This window comes from Chitinophaga sp. SYP-B3965 (genome assembly GCF_009647655.1).
Classification (GTDB): domain Bacteria; phylum Bacteroidota; class Bacteroidia; order Chitinophagales; family Chitinophagaceae; genus Chitinophaga.
This window is the reverse complement of sequence record NZ_WJFD01000001.1, coordinates 2,470,736-2,486,414: the sequence shown is the minus strand read 5'-3', so window position 1 is coordinate 2,486,414 and position 15,679 is coordinate 2,470,736. Positions and strand designations below refer to the sequence as shown.

Genomic DNA, 15,679 nt, shown 5'->3' with positions numbered 1-15,679 from the left:
GTAGGTAACAGACGCCGGGGCATTACTGCCCTGGCTTTCTTTTTTACATCATCATCTGGTGCGCGAGTTTTCCGATCGTCTTCAAACCATCGTCCACCTGTTTGCTCCAGGGTTTGGCGTGGCTGATGCGCAGGCAGTTATTGTAGCGGTCCTGCAGGGAGAAGATCCTGCCGGGAGCAAAACTCACCTTACGTTTCATGGCCAGTTCATACATCTCAAATGTATTGATGGCCTGGTTTAATTCCAGCCATAACACATAACCACCCTGCGGGCGGGTAACACAAGTATCTTCCGGGAAGTAATCTGCAATGGCCTGCTGATAACGCAGGCATTGTGTATGTAGTTGCTTGCGGAGGTTGCGCAGGTGGTGCTCATACCGGCCGTTTTCCAGGAAGTGTGCAATAGCTGCCTGTGGCAGTGTGGCGCTGGATACAGAGTGATTGAGCTTGAGGCGTAATACTTTTTCCTTGTACTTACCCGGCATCGTCCAGCCAACGCGGTAGCCCGGTGCGAGGGATTTGGAGAAGGAGTTGCAGTGCAGTACGTTGCCGTTGCGGTCGTATTGTTTGCAGCTGCTGGGCCTGATCTTACCGAAATAGAGATCGGCATAGATATCGTCTTCTATCAGCGGGATATCGTATTTGTTCATGAGCTTCACCAGTTCCCGTTTGTTCTTATCCGGCATCACTGCTCCTAAGGGATTGTTGAAGTTGGTCACAAATACACAGGCTTTGATCTTGAACTTAGGGATCGCTTTATCCAGGTATTCGAGGTCTACTCCCCAAACGGGATTGGTGGGTATTTCCAGTACTTTCAGGCCCAGGCTTTCCGCCAGCTGAAAGGTACCGCAGTAAGCGGGGCTTTCAAGGGCAATGACGTCACCCGGCTGAGTGGTGGCAGACAGGCAGAGCGTTAAGGCGTCCATACAGCCCGTTGTGGTCACAATATCATCTTCGGTGATATTGCCGTTCCAATGGAGGCTCATACGGGCTATTTGCCGCCTCAGATTTACATTTCCCTGCAGGTTCTCATAGTTCACACCACCGGCGGGCAGATCACGCATCGCCTGGATGAGGGATTTGCTGAGTTTGGCAGCAGGGAGTAATTCTTCCGGCGGGGCGGCCAGGGAAAAGCGTAGGATATCATCCGGGGAGAGATGGTAGAACACCTCCGTGATCATATCACTTACATTTACTTCCGTTGCTTTTTTAACCGGACGGCAGATCTTGGGCATTTCCGGCAAACGGCGCGGAGAGAACTTTACATAGTAGCCGGATTTGGGCCTGGGTTCTATGAATCCTTTGCTTTCGAGGTGATAATATGCCTGGAACACCGTGCTCATGCTGATGCCTTGTTCTTTGCTCAGGGACCTTACGGAAGGGAGTTTATCACCTATCCTGATCACGTCCTTTTCTATCATCGTCTGAATACGGTCAGCTACCTGGAGATATAAATGTTCCATGATAAGAGATTTGTACTGATATGGCCAAAATTACGGAAATGGAATCTGTTTATTCTGATTAATTGTATAATTTCAACCTTCGGAATAACCAATTCGCACCATGCTACAGATTCCAATTGCCACTGATACACGTTTACGCACACAACATTTAGCACTGGAGGATATTACGGGAGAAGTTGCACAGGATGTGCTGGAAGACAGGGTGAGGGAAGGTAAGTGGACGGCCCTGGAGAATGCAGCGCATCTCGTAGCTTTTCAGCCGGTGTTCAAAGCGCGTTTGCTGAAGATATTGAATGAAGACGAACCTGTTTTTCCACCATATGCAGGAGATACGGATCCGCTGTTCCTGTCTTACTGTAAACTACCCAATGCAGAACTGCTGGCTATTTACCGTAAACAACGGATGGACCTGATCGATTTTGTGGATAACATTGATCCGGGAGATCTGGGGCGCACCGGCAAACACATGAAGTATGGCTTATTCAATATTCCACAATGGCTGGAAATGTTCCTTTTGCATGAAGCGCATCACTTATTCACGATTCTTCAGTTGATCCATACACCCGGTAAATGATCGTTATTCCCATAGCAGATTATCAGCATTTCAGTTTTGCTGAATGCCTGTTGTTCTTAAACCGTTCTCCACGTGAATGTTTGCACCAGGTAAGGGAAGGTAGTTTGTATAAACTACTGGCGCCCGAAGGCAGCCCCGTGTTGATAAAGATTAATGAGGATGTTGAACAGCAATCATTAATAGCAGAAGTATTACAAGGAGGATCAAATGAGACCTACATCCGCGATTTCCTGAACAAATGGATGCATCTCGATGGCAGGATGGACGACTTTTATGCCTTTGCCGCAAAAGACAATCTGTTAGGACCGTTAACTAAATCATTCAAAGGCCTGCGCCTCATTGGTATCCCTGATCTTTTCGAAGCCATCACCTGGACCATCACCGGGCAGCAGATCAACCTCTCTTTTGCATACACACTCAAGCAACGGCTGGTACAGGCTTTTGGTTATGTGCTGGAAGAGGAGGGAATATCTTATTACTTATATCCGCATCCTGCTGTAATTGCCAGCCTGCAACCGGAAGATCTTACCGTGATGCAATTCTCCCGCACAAAAGCAGAAGGTATTATCCGTGTGGCAAAGCTCATGGCTGCAGGAGCGTTAACAGAAGAAATATTAAAGCAGATGCCCTATGAGGAAGCCCGGGAAACACTCGTGGCTATCAAGGGCATTGGCAACTGGAGTGCCAATTATGTGCTGATGAAATTTGCACAGCATCCGCAGGCATTACCATTAGAAGATGCCGCATTGCACAATGTATTGCGTAATCAATTAGCATTACCTGCGAAGCCCGCTTTGCAGGAAGTAAAAGCATTAACAAGTCACTGGAAAAATCATGCTGCATATGCAACCTTCTACTGCTGGCGATCCCTCTACAAAGGATGAGAGCCTGATCTACATGGATTCTCCGGTTGGCCTGCTGGTTATACGCGGAACCGCGGAATATATCAGCGCCGTTTCATTTACCGATGGAGAAAAGAAAGATGTTGCAACAAGTAATGCACCCGCATTATTACATACCTGCGTACAGCAGTTAGAAGAATATTTCCGGAAAGAAAGAGAAGTATTTGACCTGCCTGTAAAGCAGCCGGGCACAGAGTTTCAGCAAACCGTATGGCATTACTTGACTACCATCCCTTATGGCCATACCATCACTTACCTGGCGCTCGCTAAAAGAGTAGGTAATGTAAAAAGTATCAGAGCAGTTGGAACTACTAATGGTAAAAATAATTTGGCCATTGTAGTGCCTTGTCATCGTGTAATAGGCAGCGGTGGTACGTTAACCGGCTATGCTGGCGGATTATGGAGGAAACAGTGGTTGCTGGACCATGAACGCGGCGGCTTATTATTCTGATGACGAAACGCATTCGTCACTGATCATTATTCTTGATCAACCCATCTGATCTGGTCAAAATACCCAAAACTGAATCTGTTTTATTTAGTGGAAAAGTTGGAATTTTGTTGCGTCAATCACAGACCTCCAAACCTAACTGACATGAATGCAACTTTCCGCCAGGACCTCGTACAGATCAATGAACTCTTAGAGCAAACAGCAGGGTATGCCGCGGATTTTATGCAGCAGATCAATGAACTGCCTGTAAGTGTTACCCTTCCTGAATTTCCGGCTTCTTTACTGCCGGAGAAAGGGATCGGTGCTGCAGCTGCATTGGAGTTATTTGATAATAAGTATGGAGATCATCTGACCGGTAATGCAGGGCCGCGTTATTTTGGCTTTGTAACAGGCGGTGTTACACCCGCAGCGCTGGCAGGAGATTGGCTGGCAAGTACCTTTGATATGAACCCCGGAGACAGATCTGCTGTCTCTTACAATATTGAAACAGAAACCATTGCTTTGTTAAAACAGTTGTTCAATATACCGGAAGGTTTCCTGGGTTGTTTTGTGAGCGGCGCAACGATGAGCAATTTTACAGGACTGGCCACCGCACGGCAATGGCTGGGGATACAGCAGGGAGTGGATGTGGGAGAAGAAGGTGTAGCTGCCTTAAAAGAGGTGACCATCCTGAGTGGCACACCACATTCGAGTATTGCCAAAGCGCTTAGCATGCTGGGTCTTGGCCGTAATGCATTAGTGAAACTGCCGGTATTGGCAGAGCGGGAAGCAGTAGATGTAGATGCATTGAAAGCATGGATCGCAGCAAATCCCGGGAAACCTTTCATTTTCGTAGCCAATGCAGGCACCGTGAACACAGTAGACTTCGATGATATTGCCGCTATCGTCGCCTTAAAGAAAGAACATAATTTCTGGTTACATATAGACGCAGCTTTTGGTGGCTTCGCTGCCGTAAGCCCCCGTTACAAACACTTATTGAACGGATGGGAAGGAGCGGACAGTATTACGATAGACGCCCACAAGTGGCTGAACGTTCCGTATGATTCCGCCATGATATTTACACGACATCCATTGTTGCAGTTATCCGTGTTCCAGAATGCAGGCGCCGCCTACCTTGGCGACCCGGAAGCGAATTTTAATTACATTAATTATGCCCCGGAGAACTCACGACGGTTGCGCTCGCTTCCAGCGTGGTTCTCTTTAAAAGCATATGGGGCCGAAGGTTACAGAGATATGGTAGAAACCAATATCCGCCTCGCCCAGCAACTAGGAGAGCGCCTCGCGAAGAGTGAGCGCTTTCACTTGCTGGCACCTGTGCGGTTATGTGTGGTCTGCTTTACACTGAACCATCCACAGCGAATGTTACAGGAACATGTGAACGGCTTTCTGCAGAAGCTTGTCAAGCGGGGCGTGGTGTACGTTACGCCCACCAATTACAAGGGAACTCCCGCCATCCGCGCGGCCCTCGTTAACTGGCGCACCACGGACCAGGATATCGACAAAGTGATCACAGAACTGGAAACTGTAGCTGCTGAAATTTCTCAATTATCTGCCATCGCAGATAATAATTGATTTTAGAGGTTGATATTAGTAAGTGGCAATGGGTATCTACCCGTTGCAGTTTATCATTAACCGTTATTGAACTACCGCAATGAAAAAGTCAAATACAAGCGCCTACCTGGCGTTGATCATAGTTAGTTTTTTCTGGGGAACCACTTATCTGGCATCACGCATCGGGGTGCAGCACATGCATGGCATTATGCTGGCAGGTTTGCGCCAAACAGCTGCAGGTGTTATACTGGTAAGTTTCTTTATGTTAAGAGGATATAAATTACCCGAGCTGCCCATTCTCTCCCGGCTCTTTGTGATAGGTGTGCTGATGTTGTGTGGCAGCAACGGGTTGATGACCTGGGCCATGCAATACATACCCAGTGGTATGGGCGCTATCATAGCCGCCACCGTACCTATCTGGATCACCGTGTTCAGTTATTTCCTGGTGCAGAAAACAAAGATCTCCATACAAATGGTCATAGGCATGGCAATAGGGATGATAGGTATTGGCGGTATCTTTTATGATCATCTGAAAGAACTGATGAACCCGGAATACCGTTTGGGCGTCATCCTCATTGTAGTGGCCTGTGTGTTCTGGGCCCTGGGCTCCGTACTCACCGCCAAATGGGCGCTGGGTGTGAACTACCTGTATGGTGCAGGATTCCAGATGTTGTTCAGCGGGCTGGTGATGTTGCTGATAGCTGTGGTAACAGGGCAGCACCTGTATGCTTCCAGTTTCACCGGTGAATTATGGGGCAGTTTGTTATACCTCATTTTTATAGGATCTTTACTGGGTTATTCCGCTTACGTTTTTGCGCTTAACAATCTGCCGCCCTCGCTTGTTTCCATTTATGCGTACGTGAACCCCATTGTGGCGGTGGTACTGGGTTGGCTCATCCTGAGCGAGAAGCTCAACTGGATGATAGGGGCATCCTGCCTCGTGACGTTGTTAGGTGTATATCTCGTAAACAATGCCTTTAACAAGAACAAAAGTTATGAACGAAGCAAATGACATCCGCATCTTATCCTGGCATCCCGACTACCAAAAGGATTTTGAGCAGCTGAACAGTGCCTGGATCAAAAAAGATTACACATTAGAACCCGTAGACATTGCTGTATTGGGCAACCCGCAGGAACACATCATTGGCCATGGAGGGGATATCATCTTTGTGGCAGTAGATGACCAGATAGCAGGCACCGTAGCTTACAAGCAGCGGGATAAAGACACCGTAGAGATGACGAAGATGGCTGTGGATGAAAGTTTCCAGGGCCGCAAGCTGGGCTGGCTGCTGGGCTGTACCTTATTGTTACGTGCTGCAGAAGCAGGTTTCAGTCGCATGGTACTGTACTCCAATACCAAACAGGCAGCTGCTATCAATATGTACCGCAAGTTGGGATTTGAAGAAGTGGCGTTGGAAAAAGGCGGTTATGAAAGATGTAATATCAAAATGGAAATAGCGTTGGTGCAACCACCATTGGCAGACCTGAGTAAAGAATTGTGGAAGGTGGTGGAAGAAACAACAGAGAAACTATTGCGCTTTACAGAAGAGGAGGCCAGTGCTAAAAAGCTGCCTTCCAAATGGAGTAAAAAGGAGATACTGGGGCACCTCATAGATTCTGCCGTGAATAATTACACGCGTTTCGTAAGAGCGCAGCACGCGGAATATGTGGAACTGCCCGCTTATAACCAGAACTTCTGGGTAGAAGTAAGAGGTTATCAGCGCATGACCTGGCAGGAGATCATCAACATCTGGCGTATACAGAACCTGCACATCATGCGCATCCTGCCGCTGATCCCGGCCAGGGCTTTGAAACATATCTGTGTGATAGGGCCTAATGCCCCCGTATCCTTACAATACATTGCGGAAGATTATCTTCGTCACCTCAACCATCATTTGAACCAAATATTTCCCGTACATGCAAATTACTAAAGCAACCGCCGCGCACCTGCCCCGTTTAGCGGAACTATTCGATACATACCGCCAATATTATGAACAGGCACCGGATCTGCAAGGCGCAAAGGCTTACATCACGGAACGTTTGGAAAAGGGCGAAAGTGAAATATTTGTGGCGTTGTATAAGGATGAAGTGATCGGGTTCACGCAATTATATCCTGTTTTCTCTTCCATTGGTATGAAGAAGGCCTGGATCCTGAACGACCTCTTTGTAGATCCCGCACACCGCAGGATAGGCGCCGCCCGTGGACTGATCGCTGCTTCCAGGGCGCTGGGCGAACTCACCAATGCCCGTTACATCATGCTGCAAACGCATACAGATAATATCACTGCACAGGCTTTATATGAGGATACCGGTTTTAAGCGGGATGATGAATTCTACTACTATTATCTTTCCATTTAAAGTCTGGACGGTATATTTGTGCCATGAATATCCAACAGAATCCCTGGGAGATACTAGAGTCGGTAGTCCCCTATGAGAACAAATGGATCCGCGTTACCGAGCACCAGGTACTCAATCCTTCCGGCGGAAAAGGCATTTACGGGGTAGTACATTTCAAGAACTTAGCCATCGGGATAGTGGCGCTGGACTCAGATCAGCAGCTTTACCTGGTAGGGCAGTACCGTTTTCCACTGGAGGCTTTCAGCTGGGAAATACCCGAAGGCGGCAGTCCGCTGGGTACAGATCCTTTGGCAACCGCCAAAAGGGAGTTACTGGAAGAAACCGGGTTGGTGGCTCAGGACTGGTCCCTGATCATCCAGATGCATTTATCCAATTCCGTTAGTGACGAGTTTGGGATCGTATACCTGGCCCAGGGGCTGGAGCAGTTCGAGGCGCAGCCGGAGGAGACGGAACAGTTGCTGGTACAGAAGCTGCACTTTGAAAAGGCCTATCAAATGGTGAAAAATCATGAGATAACAGACTCCCTTTCTATTGCTGCTATCCAAAAGATTAAGCTCATGATGCTGGAAGGTGAGCTTTGATGCTTTATCTTTGCCGCGATGAACAATCGATTTAAACCATCGCCTCCCAAGCCGAAACAATCTTCACTGATAGTAGGCCGTCAGCCATTGCTGGAAGCCATGAAGGCCGGGAAGCCCATTGAACGTATATTTTTACTGAAAAGCGCAACCGGGGATATCATTCCCCAGATCCGCCAAATGGCCGCAGAACTGAAAGTTCCCATCAACACCGTACCGGTGGAGAAACTGAATGGTTTAACGCAGGCCAACCACCAGGGAGTTGTAGCGGTTACCGCCAAAGTAGCCTACCTGGACCTGCAGGACGTAATTTCCCATGTAATAGAAAGTGGCGAAACCCCGCTTTTCCTGATCCTGGACGGGATCACGGACGTGCGTAATATAGGCGCCATTGCCCGTAGCGCCGTTTGTTGCGGGGCACATGGCATCATTATCCCGGACAGAGGGATCGCAGCGCTGAATGAAGAAGCCCTCAAAGCTTCCGCAGGGGCGCTGGAAAGGATCTCTGTTTGCCGCGTGGATAGTTTGCTCAAAGCCATAGATACCCTCCACCTGAACGGGATCAAGATCCTGGCCAGTGAAATGGAATCCAAAACAGCCTTATTTGATCTGCCATGGCAGGAGCCGATAGCAGTGATCATGGGGTCTGAGGATAAAGGGGTGTATCCTGCCTTGCTCAAGGCATCGGATGAGCAGTTCTTTATTCCCATGCAGAACAACTTTGAGTCGTTCAACGTATCGGTAGCGGCGGGTATTATCCTGTTTGAAGCTATGCGTCAACGGATGGCCGTAAAGGGTTAAATTGCCGATAAAATAGCAACGGATATGATCAAGTTCATTGAATGTCCGCGGGACGCCATGCAAGGGTGGCCGCAGCAGATACCAACAGAAGAAAAGATCAGTTACCTGAACAGCTTGCTGGAAGTGGGGTTTGATACCCTGGACTTCGGCAGCTTCGTGTCTGCCAAAGCCATTCCGCAGATGGCAGATACGGCGGCTGTGCTGAAGGGCATTCACCCTTCGCCCAAAACCAAATTGCTGGCCATCGTAGCCAATGTGCGGGGAGCAGAAGATGCCGTTTCTCATGAAGCCGTCAACTTCCTCGGTTTCCCTTTTTCTATTTCTGAAACCTTCCAGCTCCGCAACACAAATAAAACCATTGCAGAATCCATGGAAGAAGTGCAGACCATGCAGGAGCTTTGCGTAAAGAACAGCAAGCAACTGGTGATCTATATCTCCATGGGTTTCGGTAATCCATATGGTGATCCATATGATACAGATATAGTATTACACTGGGCAAACGCCTTCGCCGAACTGAACATCCCGATCATTTCCCTGGCAGATACAGTAGGCGTAGCCAAACCGGAAAGCATCTCCAAACTATTCTCTCATCTCATCCCGGCATACCCGGAGATTGAATTCGGCGCACATTTTCATTCCACGCCCACCGCCTGGGAAGAAAAAATAGCCGCCGCTTACGATAACGGCTGCCGCCGCTTTGATTCCGCCCTCCGCGGAATAGGAGGATGCCCTATGGCACAGGATGATCTGGTAGGGAATATTGCTACGGAGAATATGGCCGCGTTTTGTATTAAGAGAGGTATTCCTTTACCCTTTAGTATGGAGAAGCTGTTTGAGGTGGGTGCATTAGCAGATCAGGTCTTCCGCCATTGATACGGCTAATAGCCGTATTTTAGCATTGAAATCTGCAATCCGGTTCCGGCATTGATATGAAAATTAAGGCCTCCGGTCTTATATTGATATATAAAAGAACCTTCGGTTCTTCGTTTTGAAAAATAGAATCAACATCCCGGTTCCGGCATTGATGAAAAAAGACCTCCGGTCTTGGCATTGATATATAAAAGAACCTTCGGTTCTTTATTTTGAAAAATAGAATCAACATCCCAGTTCCGGCGTTGATGAAAAAGACTTCCGGTCTTGGCATTGATATATAAAAGAACCTTCGGTTCTTCGTTTTGAAAAATAGAATCAACATCCCGGTTCCGGCATTGATATGAAAATAGACCTCCGGTCTTAGTATTGATATGAAAAGACCTTCGATTCTTCGTTTTGAAAAATAGAATCAACATCCCGGTCCGGCATTGATATGAAAATAGAGACCTCCGGTCTTAGTATTGATATAAAAAGACCTTCGATTCTTCGTTTTGAAAAATAGAATCAACATCCCGGCCCGGCTTTGATATAAAAATAAAGACCTCCGGTCTTGGTATTGATATATAAAATAATCCTCCCCCTCGATTTCTAGCATTTAGGAATTCGATACTTTTACAAAATGAACTTCCGCCTAACATTCCCGGTGGCTCCGCTAGAGCCGCCGATCCAATATACAGACAAACTCCTGCTATCAGGCTCCTGCTTCGCAGAAGAGATCGGCGCACGTTTACAACAAAACAAGTTTAACGTAAACATCAACCCCAACGGTATCCTTTTCAACCCCCTCAGCATTGCACAAAGCATGCAAAGCTATATGGATGAAAAGAAATACACCGAAACCGATGTATTCCAGCACGAAGACCTCTGGCACAGCTGGGACCATCATTCCCGCTTCTCAGGAGATATCAAAGAAACCGTACTCGCAGCCATCAATGATTCACAAACCGCTGCCAGTAAACGTTTAAAAGAAGCAGACTGGCTGGTGATCACCTTAGGCTCTGCGTATGTGTATGTACTGAAGGAAACTAACCAGATAGTAGCCAATTGCCACAAAGTACCTGAACAAGCTTTCTACAAAAGGTTATTAACCGCCAATGAGATCATCGCGGCATTAGACAACATGATGCACCGGTTGTTCTTCCAGAACAGGAAAGTAAACATCCTCTTCACCGTAAGCCCCGTAAGATATGTACGCGATGGGGTAGTAGAGAACAACCTTAGTAAAGCTATTCTATTACAAGCCGTACATCACCTCGTAAATAAATTCAACCGTTTATTCTATTTCCCCGCATATGAACTGGTAATAGATGACCTGCGCGATTATCGTTTCTATAAAGAAGACCTCGTACACCCCAATGACCTGGCCATCAGCTACGTATGGGATCATTTTGCAACGAACTGCATCAGCACAGAAACACAAAAAACACTCCAGCAGGTAACAGAGATATTAAGAGCCAGGCAGCATCGCCCTTTCAACCCACAAACACCGCAACATCAGCAGTTCTTACAGGCATATGTGAAGAAAACGAAAGCTTTGATAGAAGCACATCCGTATATAGAAATGGGAGAGGAACTGGGGTATTTTGAAGGAGGGAAATAATAGCTGGCGTGCTCATTATAAGAGCACACCAGCTACAAGTATATTTAGATGTCTGCTACTTCCGCAAAACCATCTTTTGTTTTCTTTTCTTTAATGAAGATCAACCCTATTACCAGGCAGATCACTGCTATAGAGATAGGATAGATCAATCCAGCCAGGTGGTTGTTGTACTTCGTTACCAGCAAGGTAGAGATAGCAGGTAACAATCCCCCAAACACACCATTCCCGATATGATAAGGCAGGGACATAGAAGTATAACGGATCCGCGCAGGGAATAATTCCACAAGGAAAGCCGCAATTGGCCCATATACCATGGTTACGAACATCACCTGGATGAAGATCAGGAAGGTGAGCCAGAGCTGATTTTTCGCTCCAACAGTTACTTCTTTCTTCACATCTACTTTCCCGCTTGCAGCCGTAGTAGTCACCTCTTTCACGATAGTGCTGTCCGTATACGTATGTATCTTGGCAGATTTCTCATTGAACTTCCCGCCGTCCGCAGGTGTGAGGCTGCTTTCCACGCGGTACATGCTGGTCACTTCTTCTTTTGTAGTAAGATCTACCGTACTATCCATGGCTTTATAAATAGGATAATAGGAGAGTGCAGCAATCAGCATCCCCGTCATCATTACTTTCTTTCTGCCTATTTTATCAGACAGGTGCCCGAAGTAAATGAAGAAAGGTGTGGCGAAGAGGAGCGCAACAGCAATAATGATATTGGATTGTACAAACTCCACATGCATGGTATTCTGCAAAAAGGATAAAGCATAGAACTGACCGGTATACCATACTACCCCTTGCCCCATGGCAGCCCCAAAGAGTGCGAGCAACACCAGTTTCAGGTTCTCTTTATTACCAAAGCTTTCTTTAATAGGGTTCTTAGAAGTTTTACCTTCTGCTTTCAGCTGTACAAACTCGGGAGATTCCTTCAGTTTGATGCGGATGTAATAACTCATCATCACCAGTACAATACTTAACCAGAATGGTATCCGCCATCCCCATTCATTAAAGCTTTCTGCATTCATCAATGTGCGGGTGGCGAGGATCACACCCAGGGATACGAAGAGCCCAAGGGTAGCCGTAGTTTGAATGAAGCTGGTATAATAGCCCCTGCGGCCGGCGGGAGAGTGTTCTGCCACATAAGTAGCCGCACCACCATATTCACCACCAAGGGCCAAACCTTGCGCAAGGCGTAGGATCAAAACCAATATGGGCGCGAGTATGCCAATGGTAGCGTACCCGGGAATTAACCCGATAGCAAAAGTTGAGCCCCCCATGATCAACAGGGTTAGGAGGAAAGTATATTTCCTGCCCACCATATCACCGAGTCTTCCGAATACGATAGCACCAAAAGGACGTACAATGAAACCTACTGCAAAAGTGGCCAGTGTGGCTACATAAGAGAGGGTTGGATTAGTGTCAGGGAAGAATTTTTCAGATAAGATCAGGGAAAGACTACCAAAGATGTAGAAGTCGTACCACTCAATCAGGGTGCCTGCAGACGATGCGAATATCACTTGCCAGATATTCTGCTTTTGATTCGGTAAACTCATAAAGTGAAATTGTTATCCCGAAAAGATAGAGAAATACTTTAATAAATAAAATCACTTTCCTTACAGGTTGTTTTTCGGATTGTTAAAACCTTTACCTTTATTCCCATTCAAGGACGGTTGACCGCATGCTTCGATCTCTCTTAATAATATTTGTTTTCCTGCCTTATTTGCTGGCGGCGCAACAGGCGCCGGGCCACAGGCCGGGTATTGGCCTCACTTTGAGCGGTGGTGGTGCCAAAGGTTTGGCGCACATCGGCATTTTGCAGGCGCTGGACAGTGCCGGGTTAAAGATCAGTTATGTAACCGGTACCAGTATGGGCAGCATTGTGGGCGCGCTGTACGCCATGGGTTATTCCGGGGATACGATTGAGATCATGGCCCGGAAACTGGATTGGGGCACACTTTTCTCCAACCAGCCCGTACTGAACGATATCAGTTTTGAAGAAAGGGCGGAATACAACCGTTATATGCTGGAGATCCCTTTTGAGTACGGCAAGCCCAAACTCAATTCCGGCGTGATCTCCGGGGAGCGCCTGTGGCTGCAGCTGGCAAAGCTGAGCTGGCCGGCGCGGGATATCAAAGACTTTTCCAAACTCAGTATACCATTTAAATGTATTGCTACCGATGTGGCTACCGGGGAGATCGTAACCCTGGATCATGGGGAGCTGGTTACGTGTATGCGTGCCAGTATGGCCATTCCTTCCGTGTTCACGGCTGTAAAGATCGGGGACAAGAAATTGGTGGATGGAGGGGTAGTACGTAATTTCCCTTCTGTTACGGCTAAAGAGATGGGTGCTGATTTTATTATCGGTTCCAACGTGAGCAGTGGCCTGCGGCCGGTAGATGAACTGCAGACGCCATTTGATGTACTATATCAGCTGGGTTTCTACAAGGATGCGGATGATTTTGTGAAGGCCCGTAAACTGGCGGATATTTATATTCATCATGAACTGAAAAATTATTCCGCTGCCAGTTTCAATAGTGTGGATTCCATTATGGAAGAAGGAAAGCGCATGGGAAGAGAGATGTACCCGGTTTTTAAACACATGGTTGATTCTCTTGATGCTATTTATGGAAAAGAGGAATGGGTGGCCAACCGCCTGCCGCATGTGCCGGATGTGGAGGTTTCCGGTATTAAGATAAAAGGACTGGTACATTCCGATGAAAGGTTCTTCCGTGGCCGTTTGGGTTTGGAGGCGGGTGGTTGTTATACACCAGAGATGATTGAAGAGGCGATCCTGAACGTATATGGCACACGTTTCTACAAACAGATCACCTATCACCTTACGCCGCAGGGTTATGGTACCAGTCAGCTGGAAATAGATGTGGAAGAGAACCAGCTCAGTTACGTGAAGTTTGCGCTGCATTACAATACGTTCACTAATGCCAGCGCTATCATCAACCTTACCCAGCGTAATTTCATCGTTCCCAACTCCCGTGCCTACGTCACCGTGGCCATCAGTGAGAATCCGCGGATCAGGGCAGAGTTTTTCAAATACATGGGGCGCAAGCGGAACTGGGGTTTTGGGTTGGGTGCTTATTACGAGAACAACCCTTACAATTTCTACGACAATTTTAAGAAGATCCAGGAATACCGGAACAAATACGCTGCTGTAGATGTGAAACTACAGTATATGCTGAACCGGGTAATGGCGATAGGGGTAGGTTCCCGCTGGGAATACATCCGTATCAAACCAAGGCTGAGCCCTTATATAGAGCTGGATGGGAACACGAAACAGTTCAATTCCTTCTTCTATTATGGTCTGAGTACGGTGGACAGGAAGCAATTCCCCACAAGAGGCGCAGAGATCACCTTCGAAGCGGGCATGATCTATAACCAGAACCCCGATATCCGGATAACGCTGGAAGGAGTGCCGCAGAACGGAGATAGTATTGGCTATAACTTTTCTGATTACCAGCGGGTGCTGCTGAAAATGAATTATTATTTCCCTTTTTCGAAGAAGTCCAGTTTGATCGTGAATGGTTATGCCGGGTTTAATTTCAACTATAACCAGCAGCTGACGAATGACTTCCTGATAGGAGGTCTCACAGATTTCACCCGTAACCAGATCCCCTTTATGGGATTGTATCATGGAGAGGTGAATACGTCCAGCGTGGCGTCCACTTCCCTGGGTTTTCAATACGAGGCCATGCGGAATATCTTTATTACACCGAAGGCATCATTCGGCGCGTATGATTTTAATGGTCTTTCAGAAACGAAATATAATTATGTAACGGGGTATGGCGTAACATTCGGCTACAGCACAAGGCTGGGGCCTATGGAGGCCACCGTTATGTACAGTGATCAGGCGCAGTATTTAAAAGCTTATGTGAATCTGGGTTTCCATTTTTAGTGCATTCTGTCGCCACGCACTTTGAGATTGCCGATCATGCCGGCTTCAAATTCCAGCCATTCCGCCCAGCGTTTTTTCACTTTTTCTTCCGGGAGGTATTCATTGGCGAGGTCTATGAAGAGGCGGTAGTGGCCTGCTTCGGAGATCATGAACTTACGGTAGAATTCGCGGAGGTAAGCATCTTCAAGGCCTTCGCTGAGGAGGCGGAAACGTTCACAGCTGCGGGCTTCAATTAAAGCGAAGATCAGGAGCCTGTCCAGCAGCACATCATCGGGAGAGCCGCCTTTTACCTGGAAGGAGATCAGTTCATTTACATATTCATCTTTGCGTTGTTTGCCGAGTGTGAAGCCGCGTTTTTTCATTTCGGCCAGCACCTGGCGGAAATGGCCCCATTCTTCCGTAACGATGGGAGCAAGTTCTTCCACCAGTTTGTCTTTATCCGGGTAACGTTGAATGAGGGAGATGCAGGAGGTAGCGGCTTTTTGTTCGCAGAAAGCATGATCCGTTAATACTTCTTCCAGGGAGATTGCTGCCAGGTCCACCCACCGCGGGTCCGATGGTAATTTTAAGCCAAGGATCGAAACTTTACTACTCATACAATGTTTGATATTGCGCCAAGATACTT

General features: G+C 47.4%; 15 protein-coding genes. 12 read left to right on the top strand and 3 right to left on the bottom strand.

The window, feature by feature from the left end:
- Positions 1–43: 43 nt before the first annotated feature.
- Entirely contained in the window at positions 44–1,462 is a 1,419-nt protein-coding gene (locus GFS24_RS09620) for a PLP-dependent aminotransferase family protein (protein WP_153659351.1), read from the bottom strand.
- Between the two features lie 100 nt (positions 1,463–1,562).
- Between GFS24_RS09620 and GFS24_RS09615 the strand changes: the two genes are divergently transcribed.
- The 11 genes from GFS24_RS09615 to GFS24_RS09565 all read left to right on the top strand — a co-directional run bounded on the left by GFS24_RS09615 (position 1,563) and on the right by GFS24_RS09565 (position 11,147).
- Positions 1,563–2,036 carry a DinB family protein gene (locus GFS24_RS09615; protein WP_153659350.1) on the top strand — a complete coding sequence of 158 codons (474 nt, stop codon included), beginning with the start codon at positions 1,563–1,565 and terminating at the stop codon, positions 2,034–2,036.
- Entirely contained in the window at positions 2,033–2,920 is an 888-nt protein-coding gene (locus GFS24_RS09610; protein WP_153659349.1) for a DNA-3-methyladenine glycosylase, read from the top strand. The genes GFS24_RS09615 and GFS24_RS09610 overlap by 4 nt, the downstream gene beginning before the upstream one ends.
- Entirely contained in the window at positions 2,880–3,389 is a 510-nt protein-coding gene (locus GFS24_RS09605; RefSeq protein ID WP_153659348.1) for a methylated-DNA--[protein]-cysteine S-methyltransferase, read from the top strand. Before GFS24_RS09610 ends, GFS24_RS09605 begins: the two co-directional genes overlap by 41 nt.
- A 141-nt stretch (positions 3,390–3,530) precedes the next feature.
- On the top strand, positions 3,531–4,958 hold the full coding sequence (locus GFS24_RS09600) for a pyridoxal-dependent decarboxylase (RefSeq protein ID WP_153659347.1): 1,428 nt from the start codon (positions 3,531–3,533) through the stop codon (positions 4,956–4,958).
- 79 nt (positions 4,959–5,037) lie between these two features.
- Positions 5,038–5,949: an EamA family transporter gene (locus GFS24_RS09595; RefSeq protein ID WP_153659346.1), complete on the top strand. Its 912-nt coding sequence runs from the start codon at positions 5,038–5,040 to the stop codon at positions 5,947–5,949.
- Complete coding sequence (locus GFS24_RS09590; RefSeq protein WP_153659345.1) at positions 5,933–6,868, top strand: GNAT family N-acetyltransferase; 936 nt, start codon at positions 5,933–5,935, stop codon at positions 6,866–6,868. Before GFS24_RS09595 ends, GFS24_RS09590 begins: the two co-directional genes overlap by 17 nt.
- The gene (locus GFS24_RS09585; RefSeq protein ID WP_153659344.1) at positions 6,855–7,295 is read left to right on the top strand and encodes a GNAT family N-acetyltransferase; all 441 of its coding nucleotides are present in this window, start codon (positions 6,855–6,857) and stop codon (positions 7,293–7,295) included. Before GFS24_RS09590 ends, GFS24_RS09585 begins: the two co-directional genes overlap by 14 nt.
- Positions 7,296–7,318: 23 nt before the next feature.
- Positions 7,319–7,876 carry an NUDIX hydrolase gene (locus GFS24_RS09580; protein ID WP_153659343.1) on the top strand — a complete coding sequence of 186 codons (558 nt, stop codon included), beginning with the start codon at positions 7,319–7,321 and terminating at the stop codon, positions 7,874–7,876.
- An 18-nt stretch (positions 7,877–7,894) separates the two neighbouring features.
- Positions 7,895–8,674: a 23S rRNA (guanosine(2251)-2'-O)-methyltransferase RlmB gene (gene rlmB, locus GFS24_RS09575; RefSeq protein ID WP_153659342.1), complete on the top strand. Its 780-nt coding sequence runs from the start codon at positions 7,895–7,897 to the stop codon at positions 8,672–8,674.
- Between the two features lie 24 nt (positions 8,675–8,698).
- The gene (locus GFS24_RS09570) at positions 8,699–9,547 is read left to right on the top strand and encodes a hydroxymethylglutaryl-CoA lyase (RefSeq protein WP_153659341.1); all 849 of its coding nucleotides are present in this window, start codon (positions 8,699–8,701) and stop codon (positions 9,545–9,547) included.
- Positions 9,548–10,166: 619 nt separating this feature from the next.
- Positions 10,167–11,147 carry a GSCFA domain-containing protein gene (locus GFS24_RS09565; RefSeq protein ID WP_153659340.1) on the top strand — a complete coding sequence of 327 codons (981 nt, stop codon included), beginning with the start codon at positions 10,167–10,169 and terminating at the stop codon, positions 11,145–11,147.
- Between the two features lie 44 nt (positions 11,148–11,191).
- Here the strand turns inward: GFS24_RS09565 and GFS24_RS09560 are convergent, their stop codons facing one another.
- Positions 11,192–12,700, bottom strand: a complete 1,509-nt coding sequence (locus tag GFS24_RS09560) for an MFS transporter (RefSeq protein WP_153659339.1) — start codon at positions 12,698–12,700, stop codon at positions 11,192–11,194.
- Between the two features lie 125 nt (positions 12,701–12,825).
- On the opposite strand from GFS24_RS09560, the gene GFS24_RS09555 reads away from it, so the two are divergent.
- Positions 12,826–15,054 (top strand): patatin-like phospholipase family protein, encoded by a 2,229-nt coding sequence (locus GFS24_RS09555; RefSeq protein WP_153659338.1) that lies wholly within the window; start codon positions 12,826–12,828, stop codon positions 15,052–15,054.
- On the opposite strand, the gene GFS24_RS09550 is transcribed toward GFS24_RS09555, so the two are convergent.
- Positions 15,051–15,650, bottom strand: a complete 600-nt coding sequence (locus tag GFS24_RS09550) for a tRNA-(ms[2]io[6]A)-hydroxylase (protein WP_153659337.1) — start codon at positions 15,648–15,650, stop codon at positions 15,051–15,053. The two genes, GFS24_RS09555 and GFS24_RS09550, sit on opposite strands and share 4 nt — an antisense overlap.
- Positions 15,651–15,679 lie beyond the last annotated feature (29 nt).